At 50.4% G+C, this 20,752-nt stretch carries 20 protein-coding genes, 11 tRNA genes and 1 other RNA gene; 21 read left to right on the top strand and 11 right to left on the bottom strand.

The window, feature by feature from the left end; genetic code table 11:
- Positions 1 to 43: 43 nt before the first annotated feature.
- The 7 genes from DW350_RS06810 (at position 44) to DW350_RS06840 (ending at position 3,773) form a co-directional block, all read left to right on the top strand.
- Entirely contained in the window at positions 44 to 430 is a 387-nt protein-coding gene (locus DW350_RS06810; RefSeq protein ID WP_152032949.1) for a hypothetical protein, read from the top strand.
- 35 nt (positions 431 to 465) lie between these two features.
- A complete protein-coding gene (locus DW350_RS19860) occupies positions 466 to 741 on the top strand; it encodes an NADAR family protein (protein WP_419178349.1) in 276 nt (91 codons plus the stop codon).
- Between the two features lie 209 nt (positions 742 to 950).
- Positions 951 to 1,334 (top strand): hypothetical protein, encoded by a 384-nt coding sequence (locus tag DW350_RS06820; RefSeq protein ID WP_115718156.1) that lies wholly within the window; start codon positions 951 to 953, stop codon positions 1,332 to 1,334.
- A gap of 111 nt (positions 1,335 to 1,445) precedes the next feature.
- On the top strand, positions 1,446 to 1,823 hold the full coding sequence (locus DW350_RS06825; protein ID WP_115718157.1) for a hypothetical protein: 378 nt from the start codon (positions 1,446 to 1,448) through the stop codon (positions 1,821 to 1,823).
- Positions 1,824 to 2,067: 244 nt separating this feature from the next.
- Positions 2,068 to 2,610, top strand: a complete 543-nt coding sequence (locus DW350_RS06830) for a hypothetical protein (RefSeq protein WP_115718158.1) — start codon at positions 2,068 to 2,070, stop codon at positions 2,608 to 2,610.
- Positions 2,607 to 2,987: a UCP019853 family protein gene (locus tag DW350_RS06835; RefSeq protein ID WP_115718159.1), complete on the top strand. Its 381-nt coding sequence runs from the start codon at positions 2,607 to 2,609 to the stop codon at positions 2,985 to 2,987. Before DW350_RS06830 ends, DW350_RS06835 begins: the two co-directional genes overlap by 4 nt.
- Before the next feature lie 246 nt (positions 2,988 to 3,233).
- Positions 3,234 to 3,773, top strand: coding sequence for a hypothetical protein (locus DW350_RS06840; protein ID WP_115718160.1), 540 nt, complete (start codon positions 3,234 to 3,236; stop codon positions 3,771 to 3,773).
- Between the two features lie 188 nt (positions 3,774 to 3,961).
- On the opposite strand, the gene DW350_RS06845 is transcribed toward DW350_RS06840, so the two are convergent.
- Positions 3,962 to 4,378, bottom strand: coding sequence for a type 2 periplasmic-binding domain-containing protein (locus DW350_RS06845; protein ID WP_115718161.1), 417 nt, complete (start codon positions 4,376 to 4,378; stop codon positions 3,962 to 3,964).
- An 80-nt stretch (positions 4,379 to 4,458) separates the two neighbouring features.
- On the opposite strand from DW350_RS06845, the gene DW350_RS06850 reads away from it, so the two are divergent.
- The 3 genes from DW350_RS06850 to DW350_RS06860 all read left to right on the top strand — a co-directional run bounded on the left by DW350_RS06850 (position 4,459) and on the right by DW350_RS06860 (position 8,535).
- Complete coding sequence (locus DW350_RS06850) at positions 4,459 to 5,061, top strand: methyltransferase family protein (RefSeq protein ID WP_115718162.1); 603 nt, start codon at positions 4,459 to 4,461, stop codon at positions 5,059 to 5,061.
- 108 nt (positions 5,062 to 5,169) lie between these two features.
- Positions 5,170 to 6,723 (top strand): APC family permease, encoded by a 1,554-nt coding sequence (locus tag DW350_RS06855; RefSeq protein WP_226911406.1) that lies wholly within the window; start codon positions 5,170 to 5,172, stop codon positions 6,721 to 6,723.
- Between the two features lie 150 nt (positions 6,724 to 6,873).
- A complete protein-coding gene (locus tag DW350_RS06860; RefSeq protein WP_115718163.1) occupies positions 6,874 to 8,535 on the top strand; it encodes an FMN-binding glutamate synthase family protein in 1,662 nt (553 codons plus the stop codon).
- A gap of 54 nt (positions 8,536 to 8,589) precedes the next feature.
- On the opposite strand, the gene DW350_RS06865 is transcribed toward DW350_RS06860, so the two are convergent.
- Positions 8,590 to 10,920 (bottom strand): glucose/quinate/shikimate family membrane-bound PQQ-dependent dehydrogenase, encoded by a 2,331-nt coding sequence (locus tag DW350_RS06865; protein ID WP_115718164.1) that lies wholly within the window; start codon positions 10,918 to 10,920, stop codon positions 8,590 to 8,592.
- Between the two features lie 210 nt (positions 10,921 to 11,130).
- Between DW350_RS06865 and DW350_RS06870 the strand changes: the two genes are divergently transcribed.
- Together DW350_RS06870 and DW350_RS06875 are read left to right on the top strand one after the other, a co-directional pair.
- Positions 11,131 to 12,063 carry a cyclase family protein gene (locus tag DW350_RS06870; RefSeq protein WP_115718165.1) on the top strand — a complete coding sequence of 311 codons (933 nt, stop codon included), beginning with the start codon at positions 11,131 to 11,133 and terminating at the stop codon, positions 12,061 to 12,063.
- Positions 12,064 to 12,117: 54 nt separating this feature from the next.
- Positions 12,118 to 12,411, top strand: a complete 294-nt coding sequence (locus DW350_RS06875; RefSeq protein WP_192954840.1) for a peptidylprolyl isomerase — start codon at positions 12,118 to 12,120, stop codon at positions 12,409 to 12,411.
- Between the two features lie 30 nt (positions 12,412 to 12,441).
- On the opposite strand, the gene DW350_RS06880 is transcribed toward DW350_RS06875, so the two are convergent.
- The 6 genes from DW350_RS06880 to DW350_RS06905 all read right to left on the bottom strand — a co-directional run bounded on the left by DW350_RS06880 (position 12,442) and on the right by DW350_RS06905 (position 15,125).
- Positions 12,442 to 13,824 (bottom strand): glycoside hydrolase family 27 protein, encoded by a 1,383-nt coding sequence (locus DW350_RS06880; RefSeq protein ID WP_226911407.1) that lies wholly within the window; start codon positions 13,822 to 13,824, stop codon positions 12,442 to 12,444.
- A 542-nt stretch (positions 13,825 to 14,366) separates the two neighbouring features.
- A tRNA-Val gene (locus tag DW350_RS06885) sits at positions 14,367 to 14,442 on the bottom strand.
- 132 nt (positions 14,443 to 14,574) lie between these two features.
- Positions 14,575 to 14,650, bottom strand: a tRNA-Val gene (locus tag DW350_RS06890).
- A gap of 132 nt (positions 14,651 to 14,782) precedes the next feature.
- Positions 14,783 to 14,857: transfer RNA gene (locus DW350_RS06895), tRNA-Val, on the bottom strand.
- Between the two features lie 45 nt (positions 14,858 to 14,902).
- Positions 14,903 to 14,978, bottom strand: a tRNA-Val gene (locus DW350_RS06900).
- Positions 14,979 to 15,049: 71 nt separating this feature from the next.
- Positions 15,050 to 15,125 (bottom strand) — tRNA-Val (locus tag DW350_RS06905).
- A 170-nt stretch (positions 15,126 to 15,295) separates the two neighbouring features.
- Here DW350_RS06905 and gltX point away from each other — a divergent pair.
- The 9 genes from gltX to DW350_RS19500 all read left to right on the top strand — a co-directional run bounded on the left by gltX (position 15,296) and on the right by DW350_RS19500 (position 18,570).
- A complete protein-coding gene (gene gltX, locus DW350_RS06910) occupies positions 15,296 to 16,711 on the top strand; it encodes a glutamate--tRNA ligase (protein ID WP_115718168.1) in 1,416 nt (471 codons plus the stop codon).
- 74 nt (positions 16,712 to 16,785) lie between these two features.
- Positions 16,786 to 16,861, top strand: a tRNA-Ala gene (locus tag DW350_RS06915).
- 167 nt (positions 16,862 to 17,028) lie between these two features.
- A tRNA-Ala gene (locus DW350_RS06920) sits at positions 17,029 to 17,104 on the top strand.
- A 206-nt stretch (positions 17,105 to 17,310) separates the two neighbouring features.
- Positions 17,311 to 17,386 (top strand) — tRNA-Glu (locus DW350_RS06925).
- Positions 17,387 to 17,541: 155 nt separating this feature from the next.
- A tRNA-Ala gene (locus DW350_RS06930) sits at positions 17,542 to 17,617 on the top strand.
- 206 nt (positions 17,618 to 17,823) lie between these two features.
- Positions 17,824 to 17,899, top strand: a tRNA-Glu gene (locus DW350_RS06935).
- Between the two features lie 21 nt (positions 17,900 to 17,920).
- Positions 17,921 to 18,048: non-coding RNA, RtT sRNA (locus tag DW350_RS06940), on the top strand.
- A gap of 6 nt (positions 18,049 to 18,054) precedes the next feature.
- Positions 18,055 to 18,130, top strand: a tRNA-Ala gene (locus DW350_RS06945).
- A gap of 272 nt (positions 18,131 to 18,402) precedes the next feature.
- On the top strand, positions 18,403 to 18,570 hold the full coding sequence (locus DW350_RS19500) for a hypothetical protein (RefSeq protein WP_192954841.1): 168 nt from the start codon (positions 18,403 to 18,405) through the stop codon (positions 18,568 to 18,570).
- A gap of 3 nt (positions 18,571 to 18,573) precedes the next feature.
- On the opposite strand, the gene DW350_RS06950 is transcribed toward DW350_RS19500, so the two are convergent.
- Genes DW350_RS06950 through DW350_RS06960 form a run of 3 tightly spaced genes read right to left on the bottom strand, consistent with a single transcriptional unit; the run spans position 18,574 to position 20,750 of the window.
- On the bottom strand, positions 18,574 to 19,173 hold the full coding sequence (locus DW350_RS06950; protein WP_226911408.1) for an arylesterase: 600 nt from the start codon (positions 19,171 to 19,173) through the stop codon (positions 18,574 to 18,576).
- Positions 19,174 to 19,182: 9 nt separating this feature from the next.
- The gene (pcp, locus tag DW350_RS06955; protein ID WP_226911409.1) at positions 19,183 to 19,818 is read right to left on the bottom strand and encodes a pyroglutamyl-peptidase I; all 636 of its coding nucleotides are present in this window, start codon (positions 19,816 to 19,818) and stop codon (positions 19,183 to 19,185) included.
- Positions 19,815 to 20,750 carry a DUF979 domain-containing protein gene (locus DW350_RS06960; protein ID WP_115718170.1) on the bottom strand — a complete coding sequence of 312 codons (936 nt, stop codon included), beginning with the start codon at positions 20,748 to 20,750 and terminating at the stop codon, positions 19,815 to 19,817. The genes pcp and DW350_RS06960 overlap by 4 nt, the downstream gene beginning before the upstream one ends.
- Positions 20,751 to 20,752 lie beyond the last annotated feature (2 nt).

The following is a 20,752-nucleotide window of genomic DNA, read 5'->3' on the forward strand; positions in this document are numbered from 1 at the left end:
CAAATTAATTATTCGGGTGAGAATCCGTTCTAGGTTGGATATTATGAATATTACTAAAGAATCAGAGTTAATGGCCCTTCACCGGGCCATCATCGAGGCAAAGTTCAAAGAGTCGCATGAAGACTCAGCAATTCCGTACAGTGGAATTCTTTCAGATTTGTCAGAAAGGATTGTTACCAATATTATTCAAACTCTTTCGGAAAATGGTGAGCACGATGAAGCCAAAAACTGGGTATCAATAGTCAAATTAAATGAAGATTGGCATGGCTATGGATGTATTAAGAACTGGATACAGGAAACTGAAAGCTGGGTTGATATGAGTGTGGAGGATAAATCACAATTCATCAAAGTTTTGTGCTCACCATATCAACCTTCCAAGCATCAAGAAAATGACTTAATTGAGTTTGGTGATAGGCATTGGAAGACATAATCTATTTTTATACAGTCACTGATAAGTATGGTGAATTGTCTAACTTTGCAAAGCTGGGGTTCGAAGCCGACGGAAAATACTGGTCGACAGTCGAGCACTATTTCCAAGCAAAAAAGTTTGAAGGTCAACTGTACGAAGAGAGAATCAGGTTAGTTTTCACTCCCAAAGATGCAAGGAATATGGGGAGAAGTCGAGAATACCCCATAAGGTGTGATTGGGAAGATGTTAAAGTAAATGTCATGAAGACAGCTCTGAGAAGCAAATTCACACACAACAAAATAGAGAAAAAAGGACATCCATCTTCTGAGTAGTAAGTTTGAATACTCATATAAAGGGGAAACAAGGACTGGTTTCGCACAATTCAAAAAGTAATAAAGGACATCCATCGGGTCCGGGTACTGCCATTGGCGGCGTTAGCGGGGCGGCACTGGGTGGTGAAGGTGGAGAAATGCTTGGAGAGGCTATACACAATTTCTTCTGGGGCCGTCGTGAAGATAGCACCTCAAACTAAGGCGGTATTATGAAGCAATTTAAAAAGAGCACCTTGGATTGGTGGAATGACTTTATGCACAGGGTCAAAAATAAAGGTGAGGACACATGGTCAGTGACCTGTAAAAACAACTACCTTGTTGTTAGTAAGAATGACCGAGAGGTATCCAAGGTCGGACTGGATGAGGTTGTTAGCGTAACCACCTACAAAAAAGACCTTGTTACATACGACCCTGTTTTCTTGTGTTTTTTGGATAAGTACGGCTGCGCCATTGAGGTCTGGGAGGGTATGGACGGATTCGACTCTTTTATTTGCAATGAGCTAGGTAGGTATTTTGACGTTGAGCCAGACTGGTTCGCTAATGTGAACAAGGGTGCATTTGCTGAGAATAGACGGGTAATCTGGAGACTCTAAATGGATAAAAAATAAAAAAGGACATCCATCTTCTGAGTAACCCCCAGCATCGACCACACGTCTTGTACCAAGTGGTAAAGGCGTAAAAACAGCGTATCCGGAGCTTTGATTATGTCTAGAGAGTTTTATGGTCCGACTGCGAATGCCGAAATTTTTATCAACCGACTATTGGGTCTTCCTGCCACAGGTAAAGAGCAAGATTGGGAATTTGAATTGGCCGACCCCAAAAAAATAGATGATATCCTTAATGCTCTCGAGTCTAAAGGTTTAGATTTTGAGTTACAAAGTGCATTCTCATTGTTGTTGATAAGTTCGATCGAAGAAGCCAGCGACTTGGATGTTATTAATGACGTTCAACTAGATCGAGCAAGGAAGTTCTTTTTCGATAACACTGAAGTCAGAGAAAGAATGTCCTTTTATTGGCTAGAATTGGATAGGGCGGCTGATAAAACATTAGTTCGCAGATTGATTTCCTGTAGTCAGTTCTAACATATGAATGGAGAAGCATATCTAAGATAGTTATATAAACCCAAGTAATGAGGGGGCTAGGCTTGCAGGGGACTCTTGGCTGAAAGCGTAGTCAGCAGATCCTTCGCGTTCTAATCTGTGTCCGTACAAAGTATGCCATACCACAATTTTTTCTGCCGTTTATTGCAAAAAATGAGCAGTTTCACCAGCACCCCGTAATAAAAAAGAATAAAAAAGGACATCCATCTTCTGAGTACTGACAGCTATGGAAACTGGCTACTCCCGTATGATGGAACGGCAGCAGCTTGATTCTCAATTTGGTGATGGTACCTATCTGGGGGCCACAGGTGATGCAGCGCTTGATGCTGGGATAGTTCTAACAACTGTTGTCGTAGGCCCCGAACTGATTGTGGCAAAATATGGTAGCCAAATCGTTCATATCGCACGAAGCAGTAAGCTTGGAATGCAACTGCTAAGTAGAGGAGCGCAGTTTGCAGATGAAGCAAAACTTATTTCCCACTTTAAAAAGCATGGTAGAGAGTTCGGTGCTAAAAATGCTGATGAATATTTGCAAATGGCTAGAACCGTGATGGTAGAAGGCAGTAAGTTTGAATACTCATATAAAGGGGAAATAAGGACTGGTTTCGCACAATTCATGGGGAACAATAAAAAAGGAATAGCTAAATTTGCATTTGTAGGAACGAATAACAAAGGCTTCATTACTACATTGCATATGAAAACCGGCAAAGACTTTTGGAAAACCTTAAATGGTAATGCCAAAGACAAAACTATCAGGGCAATAGAATGACAAAAAAATACAAAGTTCAAATTAAATCTCTGAATAAAGATATAGAAGAAGAGGTCGTGTTAGAACTGAACGGCGTCGAACTAACTTGTCACGCAAGCTATTGCCCATACAAGCTTGGCGTTAATGAATTCTATGAAGTTGAGTTCGAGGGAATTGTTTTTGATGATTATTTAGTTGAAGAGTCCCCCACTCAAAAAACGGAGTTGCGTCAACATGGCGATTCATACCAATATTCAGCTTATGGAAAGTTGGTCCGCAATGTATTGCATTCAGTAATTGAAATTGAAGATGATGAGTTGCTTTCTGATTACGGCTACCTAGACGGTAAGTATGTGCGAATGAATATTGACCGTCTTGATGTGTCATTTTGTGATTAGGAGCCTTTTGTTACTCAGGGTCCCTTCCGGATCCTGAGCCAACCTTCCACCCATCATCATAGTTCCAAACCTGTTTCAGCATTACTAGCAATCACTACCATCTCCAAAACATTGATAAAAAAGGACATCCATCTTCTTTATTGGAGGTCTCAGAATGTTTCTAGAGATGTTCTCAAGAGAAATGTTTACCAATTCGTTAATGCTATTAAAGGTGACGATTATACCTTTAAAAGGTGAGGATTATAAATGAGCTCATTGATCAAAAAAGGAATGATTTTTGTCTTTCTTACACTTTCACTGGGTATTAAGGCAGGCGAAGATTTAATATATCCATTCTCTGTAGAAATGGGATGTGATGGTGATAAACCAACAATTTCTTTGACTAATAATTATGACTCTGATATTAGCCTTGACTATGGAGCTTTAGGAATAGACGGAGATTTTTCTTGGAATTCATACATCGTGCTAAGCAAAGAAAGTGAATCGAAGTTAAGAAGAGGCGAGATTACATCCATAGAAAAAGCCAGACTGAAACCTGTTCACCCCATTAGCAATGGTAAAGGTGTTTTCAAATTTTCACCTGGAAAGATATACACTTTTCGTTTGGACTTAGTGAGCAAGTACGAAATTGGTTTAAATGATGAATATATCATTAGTTTATTTGTCATTCCTTTCGAGTATAGATTTGTTGACGGGTCCCATAAGTATATTACCTTGATTTCTAAGAATGTAATTACTCTTCATGATGGAGCATGTAGCGTAATTGATGGGAAGCCTAGTTTATGAAAGTAAGAAAAACTCTATTCTCAACTGGCGCAAAAAGTAATAAAAAGTAATAAAGAAGTAATAAAGGACATCCATCTTCTGAGTAAACAAAAAGTCTGTTTTCGAATTGCGTCGACAGTGACACATTCGTGAGCCTTTTAGGGTGTTTGCTTCACGCAAATAGCGTGTTTGACTATTAAAAATGCAATTTAGAGGCGAGCGAGACTTTCGGCGATAGCCGAGGGTTTGTGAGTGTGGTGCTGTGAGGGAATTAAGCTGCTTTTATCGGCGGGTCGTCGATGGTGGGCTTTGGCGTAAGCGCTTTGCGCTTGTATATGGCCAATCACCGTTCCTTTAGATAGTTGATGTTGGCCAAGGGCAATAAGGAGGCTGTCGGTATTGAGGCCTAAGCATTCCAAAATGGCTGGGTTGGGGTAGGGCTGACGATCCACATGGCCCTTGATGGCTTGGATTGTTTGAAGCTTGTATAACGGCCATCCCAAACCCCAGCGGCTGTTCTCTTTAATAACAGTGAGCCCTTTAGACACTGTTGATACTAAATAGCATTGATTATCAATCGAAAAATCACTTCGTTTTTGGGTGTTTTGTTTGGTTTTTTGACTCAAATTAGGCACCGCCTAACGCTGCAAACTTGGGTTATAACTCCAGGGTCTATAGGCTGGAGTTAAGCTTCAAGGAGAGTCATGTGCCCTTAGATAACGAATATCGTTGGTTTCTTGCTACTTTTTTTACCGTGGTGGCGGTTTTCTACACGGTGCTGATTTTATGGCGCCAGCGCCGCAGCGGGGCCTTGGTGCATATGGGGGCTCGGGGAAGTGGCCATTGGTGGAACCACCTCACGTTCAGGGTGTTTCGCCTGCTTATTTGGTGGCTTTGTGTGCTGCGGCTGCCCTTTCCTGGGCTAGATGGCTACCTTGGCATTTACCAGGGGCAGTGGCCTGCTGCGCTCGCCATGGCCGGGGCCGTGATGATGGTGCTGGGGTTTGCCACCGCTATTGTTGCCAACTTCACCTTAGCCGGGGCCTGGCGTTCGGGGGTTGACGTGCTAACCCAAGGTTCGCTGGTGCGCCACGGCCTTTATGGCTTTAGTCGCAACCCGGCCTTTATGGGGGTGGCATTGGCGCAATTGGGGTTTGTGCTGGTGTTGCCCAGTGCGTTTACCCTGCTGTGTTTACTGGTGGGGTGGCAGGCACTTTGGCGGCAAATGCGCATTGAAGAAGCTTTCCTTGGCAGCCATTTTGCCGGAACCTATCAACAGTATTGCCAGCAGGTGCGCCGCTGGGTGTAAAAAAGCCGGGCAGACACCCGGCTTTTCTATATAACGTCACATATTCTGCATGGCTGGCCTTAACGCAATGTTTTTAGGCCTGAATGCAGCAGTGGTGGTAATGGGGGAGTGCTAGCGTCAAAGACCTTTTACCCCATTGAGATAGCCCTTGTGCCAACGTCTTCGTCTTTTTTAAAAAAGCCGCTGGCCACCGCCCAGCAGCGTTTCAACAACCATGGTCTTACCCGCAGTTTGGGGCCAGTGCAGCTTGTTTTGCTGGGCATTGGCTGCATTGTTGGGGCTGGCGTTTATGTCATGACCGGTATTGCTGCCTCTCATTACGCCGGGCCGGCCATTATTTTAGCCTTTGTGCTGGCGGCTTTTGCCTGTGGCTTAACGGCGCTTTGCTACGCCGAGCTGTCGTCGGTTATTCCTATCTCGGGCGCCTCTTATTCTTATGCGTATATTTCCCTGGGGGAGCTTTTTGCTTGGGGATTAGGCTGGATGCTGATGCTGGAATACTGGCTGGCCGGTTCGTTACTGGCGGTGGGGGTATCTGGATATTTCACCAGTTTACTCGCCGACTTTGCGGTCACTATTCCCAGTTGGGCGTCGCAATCGCTGGTACAGCAAAGCGCAGGAGTGCAAGGCCATTTTATGGTCACTCACCACGTTAATCTGGTGGCGGTAATAGCCCTGGCTCTGGTCGCGGCAGTGCTGGTGCGCGGTGTGCGCCAATCCGTTGCCATTACCGCCTTAATGGTCGCACTTAAAGTGGGGGTGCTCGTGGCCTTTGTACTGGTTGGCTGGCAACACGTTAATACGGCTAACTGGCAGCCCTTTATTCCCGAAAATGAAGGCGGCTTTCGCTTTGGTGTGCCGGGTATCTTTCGGGCGGCGTCGATATTGTTTTTTTCTTACCTTGGCTTTGAAGCGGTCGCCACGGCGGCTTTGGAAGCAAAGAACCCCAAACGCGATGTGCCCATTGGCATTATTGGCGCCTTGCTGGTCAGCAGCCTTTTATACATTGCCGTTGCGTTAGTGATAACCGGCTTGGTGCCGTTTCGGCAACTGAATGTGCCAGACCCAATAGCCCTTGCCATTAACGTGATTGGCCTGCCGGTGATGACGGTGGTTATCAAGGTTGGGGCCTTAACGGGGCTGATGAGTGTGCTGTTGGTGAATGTCTATGCCCAGTCGCGCATTTGTTATGCCATGGCTGACGATGGCCTAATTCCGCCGCTTTTTAAGCGTATTCATCACCGCTATAAAACCCCGTACCAAGGCACTTTGTTGGTGTCAGCGCTGGCGGCATTAACGGCGGCGCTGTTGCCGATTGATATTTTGGCTGACTTGGTGAGTATCGGTACCGTGTGTGTGTTTATGGTGGTATCTGTCAGTTTGATCTGGCTGCGTAGCACGCACCCTGAATTGCCCCGGCCCTTTAAAGTGCCATTGGGCGGGGTGTGGGTAAAAGGGGTGTGGCTTGGCACAGTGCCGGTGCTGGCGCTTGTTTTCGCGTTAGTGATGATAGGGCCAGTGGTTGTCGACATCGTGCAAAAAGCATTGATTGGCAACGCTCTGCCGCTGGTTATTCTGGCGCTTTATATTGTGGCAGGCGCTGCTATCTATGGCCGCTATGGCAAGGCGCACTCGAAACTTCGACAGGCCAATAGCCGTTAGCCAGGCTTATTGGCGCCTGCAGGTATTAAGGCGTAACCATCCGTTTGGAATAAACTGCGAGTTACACCGTCTTACGGTTTATCGGCCAAGCTTTGTTTGTATGATGATAAAGTGGCCGCGAGCATGTATTTTCCTCAAGGATAAAAACGGATGAAATTTTCACTTCTGAGCCGTTATGCCTTCTTTGTCGGCTGTATTCTGGTTGCCCTTATCAGTATTCCTTTCTTGTCAGCAGAACCCTGGACCTGGACACTTTTTATCATCGCAAGCCTGCTAACGCTGGTGGGGATAAAAGACTTGTCACAGGACCGCCACGCCGTGCGGCGTAACTACCCGGTACTGGGTAATATTCGCTATTTGGTCGAGTTTATTCGCCCGGAAATTCGCCAATATCTGCTGGAGGGAGACGACGAAAAACTGCCGTTTTCCCGCGCCCAGCGCTCCATGGTTTATGCCCGTGCTAAAAACGAAAGTGCCGATAAAGCCTTTGGCACCCTGGTGGATGTGTATAAGCCGGGGTTTGAGTTTATCGGCCATTCCATGAAGCCTATCGCGGTGCCGGACCCTGGCACCTTTCGCATCTTGATAGGTGGGCCCCAGTGTCGCCAGCCGTATTCGGCGTCGATTTTTAATATCTCGGCCATGAGCTTCGGCGCGCTATCTGCCAATGCCATTCGTTCTTTGAATAAGGGCGCGAAAATGGGCAACTTCGCCCACGACACCGGTGAAGGCAGTATCAGCCCCTACCACCGGGAAGGCGGTGGTGACCTTATCTGGGAGCTGGGTAGCGGTTATTTTGGTTGCCGCCGTGAAGATGGCCATTTTGACCCAGATAAGTTTCGCGAGCAGGCGAATGACCCTCAGGTCAAAATGATTGAAATTAAGCTCAGCCAGGGTGCTAAACCCGGCCATGGCGGCATTTTGCCCAAGCATAAAATCACCGCTGAAATTGCCGCTACCCGCGGGGTACCCATGGACCGCGACTGCGTGTCGCCGTCCAGCCACAGCGCCTTTTCAACGCCAATAGAGTTGATGGAATTTATTGCCAAGCTCCGTGAACTCTGTGGTGGCAAACCGGTGGGCTTTAAGCTGTGCTTGGGGCACCCTTGGGAATTTATGGCGATAGCCAAGGCCATGCTGGAAACCCAAATCTTGCCGGACTTTATTGTGGTTGACGGCAAAGAAGGGGGCACTGGCGCGGCGCCCCGCGAGTTTTCTGACAACATTGGCTTGCCGCTGCGGGAAGGCCTATTGTTTGTGCACAACACCCTGGTTGGGGTAAACCTTCGCGACAAAATCAAATTGGGTGCCAGCGGCAAGATCATCTCAGCTTTTGATATTGCCAGCGTGATGGCCATTGGTGCCGACTGGGTAAATGCCGCGCGCGGCTTTATGTTTGCTATTGGTTGTATTCAGTCGCAATCGTGCCACACCAACAAGTGCCCAACCGGGGTTGCTACCCAAGATCCCCTGCGGCAAAAGGCGCTGGTGGTGGCAGACAAAGCCGAGCGGGTGCGCAATTTTCACCACAGCACCTTGCATACCCTGGCCGAAATGCTGGCCTCGGCTGGTATTGCCTCGCCGGAAGCGCTAGAGCCGCACCATTTGGTGCGCCGTACCAGCACCACCGAAATTCGCCTTTTCTCGCAAATTCATGTGTTTTTAAAACCGGGCGAGCTGCTGGATGAAACCTTCGAAGGGGAGTTTTATTCGCGGATGTGGAAGTTGGCCAGGGCCGATAGCTTTGATGCCTATAATGTGGAAGTGATGCCGTCGGTTAAGGCGGTGAGAGAGCCAACATTCACGTTCTAAATAGAGTGATATAAAAAGCCCGGCTTTTGCCGGGCTTTTTCATGGTGCGATTTACTATTTGAGCTTATACGCCATCACGTAATCGCCGATGGTGGTGCCAATGGAGCCATGGCCCCCGGCAACCTGTACCACCATTTGTTCACCTTTACTGTTCACATAGGTCATGGGGGTCGCTTGGCCACCGGCTGGCAGGCGGGCATGCCACAGCACTTTCCCAGAGCTAAGGTCGTAGGCACGAATGTAGTTATCGACAGCGGCTGACATAAACACCACGCCACCGGCGGTGATAACCGGGCCACCAATACCAGGAACGCCCATTTTAATTGGCAGCGGTAGTGGCGACAGGTCGCGAATGGTGCCGTTTTTGTGCTTGTAGGCCACTTTGCCGGTGGTCAAATCAACCCCTGCTACATAGCCCCAAGGCGGCTGCTGGCAAGGCACGCCTAACGGTGACAAGAACGGTTTCATGTTTACCGCGTAAGGGCCACCTTCATTGGAATTAAGGCCGTGTTCGCCTTGGTTGGCTGGGCCGATGTCGGAACCGTCTTTTTTCACCAGGGTCGAGGTGAAGGCAAGGTACAGCGGCATGCCAAACATCACTTGCCGTTTCGGATCTACCGCTACGCTGCCCCAGTTAAAGACGCCGAAGTTCCCCGGGAAAACAATGGTGCCTCGGCTCGATGGCGGTGTGTACTGGCCTTCATAGCGCAGCTTTTTAAATTCAATGCGGCACCAGAGCTGGTCAAAGGGCGTTGCCCCCCACATGTCAGACTCTTTGAGTTTCGGTGGCTTGAAGTTAAGAGCTGAGCTTGGCTGGGTTTTAGCGGTGTAGTCACCCTTGATTTCAGTGCCTTGCGGGGCTGGGTGCTCGGTTATGGGGTAAATGGGCTCCCCGGTTTTACGGTTAAGCACATACACATCACCTTGCTTGGTGGGTACCACCAGCGCCGGTTCAAGGCCGTCTTTGGTGCGAAGATCGAGCAGTACGGGCTGGGCCGGGGTATCCATGTCCCAAAGGTCATGGTGAATAAACTGGCGCACCCAGGCAACCTTACCGGTATCGAGATCCAGCGCCACTACCGACGAAGAGAACTTTTCTTCGGCGGGGCTACGGTAGGTACCGATTTGGTCAGGGGTACGGTTCCCCATGGGGAAGTAGGCCAAACCCAGCTTGGTATCGGCACTGGCAACAGACCAGCTATTGGGGGAGCTGGTGGTGTAAACCTGGCCGGGGCCAATAGGCGCGGTTTCATCTGGGTTACCAGAGTCAAAGTTCCATTTCAGCTCGCCGGTGTGCACATCAAAGGCACGAATAACACCGGATGGGGAGTTAACGGCGTAGTTGTCATTCACCGAACCACCCACAATCACCAGGCCTTTGGCGACCAGCGGCGGTGAGGTGGAGTAGTAATAGCCATGCTGCTTAAAGGGCATGTGCTGGGTGAGATCTAAAATACCGTCGTCAGCAAAGTTACTGCAGCGCGCGCCTGTTGCCGGGTCAACGGCAATCAGCTTGGCGTCAGAGGTTGGCAGGAAAAGCTCGGCGTCACAGGCTTTGGGGGCCAGCTTTTCTGACGGGGTGGTCAGGGTTTGGGCTACCGGCACTATGCCTGATGCAGGCGGCTGGTAAGAAACGCCGCGGCAGGTTTGGTGCTGGCGCTGCAAGTCTGGCGAAATATTGGCTGTGTATTGCCACTCTTTCTTACCGGTATCGGCATTCAGTGCCACCAGCCAGTTGTGCGGCGTACAAATATAGAGGCTATTGCCGATTTTAAGCGGCGTGGCTTCATAAGTGGTTTCACCTACATCGCCGGGGCCTTTTTTGTCACCGGTTTGGTATTGCCAAGCCAGGGTGAGGTTTTTCACGTTCTTGCTGGTGATTTGGTCAAGCGGTGAATAACGCTGGCCCATATCTGAGCGGCCATAGGCATACCAGCTATCTTCTGGAGAGTTGCCAATGTTGGGGGCGGCAACTTTCACTTCGGCGCTAAGTTGGCCACTGGTGTCGTGTTTATCAACCAGCAGTGAGGCCAGGGTGCCTACCGCTAATACAGCCCAAACCGGCAGTAACACTTTGATACCGCCACGGCGGAATTTGGGAGCTATCAGCAGCGGAATGGCCAAAATCAGGAATAGACCCATGCGGGTTGCCAACGGCCACCAGTCAAAACCCGATTCAGAAAGTGCCCATAGGGCAGTACCAACCAGAAATACGGCATAGAGTAATCTGGCGATGGTTTGTTGTTTTTTTACAAAAAAACCAGTTAACAGAAAGGCCAGACCGGCAATGGCGTAATAGACACTGCCTCCTAGCGTGATAAGCCATATACCGCCCGTAAGCAGCACGAGGCCGAGTAGAATGAAGACGATTGCTAGCACGATCATAATATAATAATTCCTTTATATGTTGCGTTGTAAAAATACCACATTTACGTTTCATGTTCAGGTGCTAAGTCGTTAGGGAAGCCTAGGTAAAGTGGTAGGAAAAACAAGCAATCCAAGGTGTTGCATTCAGTTGTAAAGTCTCTTACGGCAACGGTAAAACGTTATCACAAGGTTTATTAATGAAATGGATACCAGCAAAGGATGCGCAAGATGATGAAGATAACGACTGCTTTTGTACTTTTTTTGTGGCTGTTGGTTGGCAATGTAATGGCGGCTCAGGCAGCCGATAACCGGCTTTGGACCCTTTACGAGCAAACCCTCAAACAAGCCAAATACGTGGATTTAACCCATACCATCACCCCCAATATTCCGGTGTGGGCTGGTTTTGGCCCCTCAACATTTGCCCCAGCTAAGGCTGGCATCAGTGTTGATGGCTATGTCAAAAAGGGCCAAGCCTATCAATATGCCAAGCAGGGGTTTGAAGCCACCGCCTACCAGTTAAGTACCGACCAGCTCGGTACTCAGTTAGACCCTCCCGCCCATTGGGCGCCCGAGTATCCGGCTATTGATGAGTTACCGGCCACCTATACCATCAGGCCTTTAGTGGTGATCAGCATTGTTGAACAGGTAAAAAAAGACCCCGGCTATGCCTTGCAAGTCAGTGACATTAAAGCCTTTGAGAAAAAACACGGCTTAATTCCAGCAGGCTCGGTGGTGTTTGTGCGCTCCGATTGGTCCAAAACCTGGCCAAATCCCGCCCTGGCAACCCAAACACCGTTTCCAGCGGTGAGTTTGGCGGCACTGAAATTTTTGCACCTCAAACGGCATATTCTTTTTCACGGCCATGAGCCATTAGACACCGATAACACCCCGAATTTAGAGGGTGAACACTGGTTGATGCACCACGGCTATGCCCAGGCTGAAGGGGTGGCTAACCTCGATAAAGTGCCGGCCACGGGGGCACTGGTGGCGATGGGGTATCCTAAATTCGGTGGCGGTACCGGTGGCTATGCCCGTTACATTGCGATTTGCCCGCCCAACTGGCCTTATGGTGTGAAAATAGGCGAGGTGCCGGAAGCGCCGCTGCAAAAGTACAGCACGCCGTTGCACTTTGATGAGAAAGCCGGAATGCGCATTCGTTAAGGCTTTTAACGGCGCCTTGGCAATGGGACAATAATGCCCTTGATGAGGAGTTTTATGATGGCCACAGCCAGCGCTTACCATATTTTGGTTAAAACCCGTGAAGAAGCCGACATGCTGTTGGCCAAGCTCAAAAAAGGGGCCGATTTTAATAAACTGGCCAAGCAGCATTCGCTGTGCCCGTCTAAACGCCGTGGTGGCGATTTAGGTGAGTTTAAAAAAGGCGATATGGTTAAAGCCTTTGATGACGTGGTTTTTAAAAAGCCGCTGTTTGAAGTGCAGGGGCCGGTAAAAACCAAGTTTGGTTGGCACCTGATTAAAACCGTCTACCGCTCCACCGATTGGAAATAAAAAAGGCCGCTTTAAGCGGCCTTTTTTACGTTAGACGCCCGTCACTTTTAATAGCACCGCGCCGTGCGCCGGCACCTTAAACTGCCTTTTATCGGTTGCAACCCCTTGCTGGCGCCAAAGATCAGTGACCTTACTGATGCGGGTAAAACCGGTTTCAGCGGGGGTGAAACTAATCACTTGGGGCGCTTTACTGCGGTTAAAAAGCGCAACTGCTTGGCTACCGTCAGCCAAGGCTTTGGTCCAGACCTCGGTGTTTGCATCCTTGCTTACGGCCTGGCCTTGAATGCCTTTGGCATCTTGGTCGATTGCAATTACGCCGGGGTTTTCCAGCAGTTGGCTGGTGGCTTTATCCATATGGCGAAGGTCGTGGCCCATCAGTAGCGGCGCTGCCGACATCGCCCAGAGTGTCATGTGGGTGCGGTATTCATCCTCGCTCATGCCGCCATTGCCCACTTCCAGCATGTCAGGGTCATTCCAGCCGCCGGGGCCGGCGTTACTGGCAGCGCCGTTTTTATCAAAGCCTAACTTGGCCATCACGCTGTATTTGTCGCTGATATCGCCCGTGGTACGCCACAGGTGGCCACCAACACTACGGCCCCAGCTGCCAACGTTGTCGCGGCCATATTCACACAAGCTGTAAATAATGGGCCTGCCGGTGGCGCGAAGCGCCTGGCCCATTTGCTGGTAAGCCCCGCGAATTTGCGCTTGGGTTTGGTAGAAGGCTTCACCAGAGCACAGATCGTACTTAAGGTAATCGATGCCCCAGGCGGCATAGGTTTTGGCGTCTTGTTCGACGTGGCCGTAACTGCCTTCATAGCCGGCGCACGTTTTAGGGCCGGGGGAACTGTAAAGCCCGAGTTTGAGGCCTTTATTGTGCAAGTAGTCGGCTAGGGCCTTCATGTCTGGAAAGCGGGCATTGGGCTGAATACTGCCATCAGCGGCGCGCTTGCCTTGCCAGCCATCATCGATATTGATGTAGCGATAGCCAGCATCGCGAAGGCCTGATGCCACCATGGCATCAGCGATTTCGCGAACGGTTTTATCGTCAATATGGTCGGCGAATTTGTTCCAGCTGCTCCAACCCATGGGTGGCGTTTTTGCCAGGCCGTCTGGCTTGAGTGCCGTGTAAGAGGGCAGGTTGCTGAGGTGAAAGCGGCGCGCTTTGGCATCGGCTTCGCTGCCACGTACGGCATCGTTATCCAGTTTGCCGTACCAAACCTGCCCCTTTACATGCAGCCTGTCGCCGTTAAGGGCCGCTGTCCAGGTTTTGGCCGGAACATGCGGGTTACCGTTGGAAATGCCGAAATGAGCGACGCCGTTTTCCACCGTTAAGTTTTGCATGGGCATGGGGCCATACCAGTCGCTGGTCATCACGCCACTGTAGCCTTTAGTGGTGTGGCTTATTTCAATCATTCTTACTCCCGGAAAATCGGGGACTTGATTGAATAGCCAAACACCACTGATATCGGCTTTGGGCTTGGGCTGACAGCCTGAAACAATGGCGGCGGCTACGCACACAAGTCCTAGGATGCGCAGAGTTTTCATTAACGACATGTTGGTGATGCTCTTAATTTGTATACCGTATATAAATTAAGTAACACAGGCTGGCATGGAGTTACAAAGGCTTAGTGCTTGTTATTAAAAGCCTTGGTGACTAAGTGAGAACCGCTTGAGATCTTTACTCGGTGCTATTGAGCAAAAACACTCCAAGATGGTTTTACATCGGTGGGTGATGCCGGGTTCGAACCATTGCCTCGGTTCTGGTATCGGCGGGAGGTGCGTGGCACCTTTGACCCGATGTTAATAAGCAAAAAGCCACCCGAAGGTGGCTTTTTGATTGGTGGGTGATAGCAGGTTTGCATCATTGCCCCCGGTTCTGGTATCGGCGGGAGGTGCGCGGCACCTCTAGACCCGGTGTTAATAAGCAAAAAGCCACCCGAAGGTGGCTTTCAAATTGGTGGGTGATACCGGGTTCGAACCAGTGACCCCCTCCTTGTAAGGGAGGTGCTCTCCCAGCTGAGCTAATCACCCTAAATCTGTAGTGGCGCCCTGGGATTATGACGACACGTTTTAACATGGTGGGTAATACTGGCTTGGACCAGTTATTCCCGGTTCTTGTTTAAGTGGGAGGTGCTCTCCCATTCTCTAGAACAAAAACCAAATTGGTGGGTGATACCGGGTTCGAACCAGTGACCCCCTCCTTGTAAGGGAGGTGCTCTCCCAGCTGAGCTAATCACCCTAAATCTGTAGTGGCGCCCTGGGATTATGACGACACGTTTTAACATGGTGGGTAATACTGGCTTGGACCAGTTATTCCCGGTTCTTGTTTAAGTGGGAGGTGCTCTCCCATTCTCTAGAACAAAAACCAAATTGGTGGGTGATACCGGGTTCGAACCAGTGACCCCTCCTTGTAAGGGAGGTGCTCTCCCAGCTGAGCTAATCACCCTAAATCTGTAGTGGCGCCCTGGGATTGTGACGACACGTTTTAATATGGTGGGTGATACCGGGTTCGAACCAGTGACCCCCTCCTTGTAAGGGAGGTGCTCTCCCAGCTGAGCTAATCACCCTAAATCTATAGTGTCGTCCTGGGTAACGCGACGCCACATTGTATTGGTTTGGCAGGTTCCTAAAAGGAATATGGTGGGTGATACCGGGTTCGAACCAGTGACCCCCTCCTTGTAAGGGAGGTGCTCTCCCAGCTGAGCTAATCACCCCTGCCATGTGGAGCGGTATTATAGGGAGGGGTTTTTCACTGTCAACCCAATTCACTGCAACCCCGCCTGAATGCTGAATTTTTCAGCGCGACAGGTGTTTGGGTCCCACCAGTGCAGTGCTAGAATAAGCCCTTTATTTGGCCCTGTGTCTCAACAGAATAAGTGTGTCCATGAACGTCAAAACTCGTTTTGCCCCTAGCCCTACCGGTTTTCTTCACGTTGGCGGTGCTCGTACCGCGCTGTATTCCTGGCTGTTTGCCCGCCATAACAAAGGCGAGTTTGTACTGCGTATCGAAGACACCGACTTAGAACGTTCTACCCCTGAAGCCATTGAAGCCATTTTAGATGGCATGAACTGGCTGGATTTGCAGTGGGATGAAGGTCCTTACTATCAAACCAAGCGTTTTGACCGTTACAAAGAACTGGTGCAGCAGCTTTTAGACGAGGGTAAGGCCTATAAATGCTATTGCTCTGTTGAGCGCTTGGAAGCCATGCGTGAAGCGCAAATGGCAAGTGGTGAAAAACCCCGTTACGACGGCAAATGCCGGGGCGATCACAGCGAGCACAGTGCCGACGAACCTTTTGTCATCCGCTTTAAAAACCCGCAAGAAGGGTCAGTGGTGTTTGATGACAAGGTCCGCGGCCGCATCGAAATCGCCAACAAAGAACTGGACGACCTGATTATTCAGCGCAGCGACGGTAGCCCAACCTACAACTTCTGCGTTGTTGTGGACGACTGGGATATGGGCATTACCCACGTTGTGCGTGGTGAAGACCACATCAACAACACCCCGCGCCAAATCAACATTCTTAAAGCCCTTGGTGCGCCGGTGCCCGAGTATGCCCATGTGTCGATGATTTTAGGCGACGACGGCAAAAAGCTGTCTAAACGCCACGGCGCCGTATCGGTTATGCAGTACCGCGATGACGGTTATCTGCCGCAAGCGCTACTGAATTACCTGGTGCGTCTGGGTTGGTCTCACGGTGACCAAGAGGTGTTCAGCCTTGATGAAATGGTAGAGCTGTTCACCTTGGAGGCCATCAATAAAGCGGCCAGTGCCTTTAACACCGAAAAACTAAATTGGCTGAACAACCACTACATTCGCCATTTGCCACCTGAGGTCGTCGCCGAATATCTGGCTTGGCACATGGCCGACCAAAACATCGATACCACCCAGGGCCCAAGCCTTGCGGCCTTGGTTGCGGTGATGGGCGAGCGGGTGAATACCTTGAAGGAAATGGCAGTCCAAAGCCGCTACTACTTTGAAGATTTTGCCAGTTTTGACGAAGCTGCCGCTAAAAAGCACTTACGGCCGGTAGCGCAGGTCCCACTGGAACGGGTGAAAGCCAAACTGGCAGCGCTGGCTGACTGGACGCCAGAGGCTATTCATACCGCTATCCAAGCCACCGCTGACGAGTTGGAAGTGGGGATGGGTAAAGTCGGTATGCCGCTGCGTGTTGCCATTACCGGTGCCGGGCAGTCACCGTCTTTGGATGTGACTGCACACCTAATTGGTAAGGAACGCTGCTTGGCACGTTTAGACCAAGCCGTTGATTTTATCGTCAAACGGGCCGCTGAGGCGTAAAAGCGTATTGACAGCAAATTAGGGGCTGCATAGAATGCGCCTCGCACTTAAGGGGAGCCAGTCTCCCCTTTATTGGGGCTATAGCTCAGCTGGGAGAGCGCTTGCATGGCATGCAAGAGGTCGGCGGTTCGATCCCGCCTAGCTCCACCAAATTTGGAACTTAGCGGTTTTCGGTGATACCGGAAAATCGGTCGGCGACAAAGGTTGCCTCGTTCAATTTTGCTCAGTTCCCACCGTTATTCATTGTGGCCTCGGCGGCAATGGCGCGTAGCGCGACAATTCAAGTGGTACCAGCAAAGCCATTTGATACAGATTTTGGGGCTATAGCTCAGCTGGGAGAGCGCTTGCATGGCATGCAAGAGGTCGGCGGTTCGATCCCGCCTAGCTCCACCAAATTTGGAACTTAAGCGGTTTTCGGTGATACCGGAAAATCGGTCGGCGGCAAAGGTTGCCCCGTTCAATGCCGCTAAGCTCCAGTGAATAAATCATCGATGTCCTAGCATTGATGTGAGGCAAAGCGGTATGCCGCTGGGCTTTGATTAGCAAAGCCCTGCCTTACAAAAATCAGCGCAAAGCCACGCTTTGCAAACCTGATTTTTGTCCCCTTCGTCTAGAGGCCTAGGACACCGCCCTTTCACGGCGGTAACAGGGGTTCGAATCCCCTAGGGGACGCCAAATAAAGAACGTGGTGACGAAAACCAGTCAGTCACCTAGGGGTAAGAACCCCTGCCGTTCGACTAAAACGCAGCAGCGTTTTAGAACAGCCGAAAGGCTGGCCCGAAGGGCGAAACGCCTGGCGTTTCGTAATCCCCTAGGGGACGCCACAATTTGGGGCTATAGCTCAGCTGGGAGAGCGCTTGCATGGCATGCAAGAGGTCGGCGGTTCGATCCCGCCTAGCTCCACCAAATTCGGAACTTAGCGGTTTTCGGCGATGCCGGAAAATCGGTCGGCGGCAAAGGTTGCCCCGTTCAATTCCGCTTAGCTCCAGTGAATAAATCATCGATGTCCTAGCATCGATGTGAGGCAAAGCGGTGTTGCCGCTGGGCTTTGATTAGCAAAGTCTCGCCTTACAAAAATCAGCGCAAAGCCACGCTTTGCAAACCTGATTTTTGTCCCCTTCGTCTAGAGGCCTAGGACACCGCCCTTTCACGGCGGTAACAGGGGTTCGAATCCCCTAGGGGACGCCAAATAAAGAACGTGGTGACGAAAACCAGTCAGTCACCTAGGGGTAAGAACCCCTGCCGTTCGATTAAAACGCGGCAGCGTTTTAGAACAGCCGAAAGGCTGGCCCGAAGGGCGAAACGCTAAGCGTTTCGTAATCTCCTAGGGGACACCACAATTTGGGGCTATAGCTCAGCTGGGAGAGCGCTTGCATGGCATGCAAGAGGTCGGCGGTTCGATCCCGCCTAGCTCCACCAAATTCGGAACTTAAGCGGTTTTCGGTGATACCGGAAAATCGGTCGGCGGCAAAGGTTGCCCCGTTCGATACCGTCTAGCTCCACCAAAACCGAAGGCCACTCGAATGAGTGGCCTTTTTTATTTTTACTGCCTTTATATTGCCTCAGGCTTGTTACAGGTGGCTATTGAGGTTGCGCCGTCATATTTCTTTCATTGGTTTGTGACAATTGGTTATGGAGAAAAAAGCCTTAAAACAATAGGATGGGCTTTAAGAATAAGAAGGAGAGTTGGCATGGGTGAGTCATTTTGGGGGCTCTTTCTGGTGTTTTGCTTTGGGATCGCCTGCCTGGGTATTGGCTTTACCGCCAGGGAAAAGGATGCCGGTATCGTTACCATGTGGATAGGCACCCTGGCCGTATTGGGGGCGATTTGCTATCGCATTTTGCACGCCCTTAATTAATGCTTATTGCACCATCGGTGCTAAATCTTGCCACAAGGCTTGTACTAAAAAGGGCTGCGCCTTGGCGGTGGGGTGAATGCCGTCTTGCTGCACCATACCGGGCTTAAAAGCCACTTTCCTGCCGAAAAAAGGCACCCAAGTTGCCCCTGTATCGGCGGCTACCGTTTTAAAGGCGGCCTTGAAGTTGTCGATATAGCGCGGGCCGTAATTGGGCGGTAGCCAAATCTCCATCACCATCACTTTCGCTCCGGCTTGCTGGCTAAGCTTAACCATCTTTTCCAAGTTTTGGCGCATGCTGGGGATAGGGTAGCCTCTTAGGCCGTCGTTACCGCCCAGCTCTATCAGCACCAGCGAGGGTTTGTGCTCTTTAAGTACCTGCGGCAATCTTCTAAGGCCGCCGGCGGTGGTTTCGCCGCTAATGCTGGCGTTTACCAATTGCCAGCCAGGGGCGTCGGTTTGCAGCTTTTCAGACAGCAATTTAGCCCAGGTTTGGTTGCTTTGCAGGCCGTAGCCAGCGCTCAGTGAATCACCCATCACCAACAAGGTTTTGGCCCAGCTTAAGGGGCTGACTAAAACCAACAGTAGTAGTAATGCTTTACCCACATCGCCTCCTTAATGCGTAGTGCCTGCGCTCACCGTAATGTCTTCGCCGCCTGCCAATAACTCATCAACCAACACTGTTAATGCTGCTACTAAGGTGTCGAGCGGCATCGAAGGGGCATCATTATGGCGCTGAGCCTGTTCGGGCAAAAACGGAATGTGTACAAAACCTGCCAGTGGCTTTTGGGGCAAGCTTTCTGCCAAGTGGCGGGCGCCAAAGAACAGGTGGTTACAGACGTAGGTGCCAGCGGTGTAAGAAACATGGGCATCTATCTGCTGCGCTTTTAGTGCTTGAGCTAACCGTTTGATTGGCAGGGTTGAAAAGTAGGCGTTGGGGGCATCAGCAATAACCGGGGTATCAATGGGCCTGTTACCGGCATTATCAGCGATACGGGCATCATTGAGGTTGATAGCGACCTTCTCAAGGCTGATACCGCTGCGCCCACCCGCTTGGCCTACCGCCAAGATAATGTCGGGCTCGATGGCTCTTGCTACATCGCCCAGTACTTCAAGGCTTTTATCAAACACGCAAGGCAACATCAGGCTCACCACCGACTGGCGATAGTCGGCAAGAGCCTTTACCGCTTCCCAAGACGGGTTGATAGGTTCGCCAGCAAAGGGCTCAAAACCGGTTAGCAGAATTTTCATAACAGCCACCATAACAAAACAATGTTGGCCAGCAACAACAACAAGCCGGTTGGGGCTTGTGCCTTGATCACCGCATTGCGGTCTTTTAACTCTAACAGCGCTGCGGGTACCAAATTAAAATTGGCGGCCATCGGCGTCATCAGGGTGCCGCAGTAACCGCTAAACATGCCAATGGCCGACATCACCGCAGGGTTACCGTGGTAATCGTTGATTAGAAAGGGAATACCGATACCGGCAGTAATCACAGGGAAGGCCGCAAAAGCGTTCCCCATCACCATGGTGAAAAGCGCCATACCCATGGCGTAAGCGACAATGGCCCAAAACTCAACGCCTTTGGGGAGGACCTCCCCCACGACACTGGCTACCGCTTCACCCACTCCGGCTTTGGCAAACAAAATACCTAAAGTTGCCAGCATTTGCGGCAACAGCAGTGACCAGCCAATGGCATCGACCAAGCGGCTATTTTCTTTTAGCCCCTGCATGGGGGGCTCACGGGTAAGAACACAGGCCAGAACAAAGGAGACTAAACAGGCAATGCCCAAGCTCACCAAGGTGGCGGAGCCTTGCACTACGTTTACGCCGTGGTTTTTTAGCCAAGGAAAGCCCAGAGCGCCTACCAGGGTGATAAAAGGAATACAAAGGGCTGGCCAAAACAATTTATTGCCAAGGCGGTCAGCACCGGCTTTACGGCTGTTAAGGCTGCCTTCGTCGCTTTGCTTTGGCTTAACCAAATTAAGGCCACCCAGCAAGCTCATGGCCAGTACCAGCGCGCCACAAACCAGCGGTGGCAGCCAGTCACCTAATATGAATAGCGCGCCAAAAATGCTCCAAAAAAGACTGGAGGGCAGCCGCCGGGGGTGGTTTTTATCCAGCGCCGTTAATACGCCATTTCCCAGCAATAAGATGCCGGTCAGGATGTAGAAAAAGGTCATAC

Source organism: Gallaecimonas mangrovi, assembly GCF_003367375.1.
GTDB lineage: Bacteria > Pseudomonadota > Gammaproteobacteria > Enterobacterales > Gallaecimonadaceae > Gallaecimonas > Gallaecimonas mangrovi.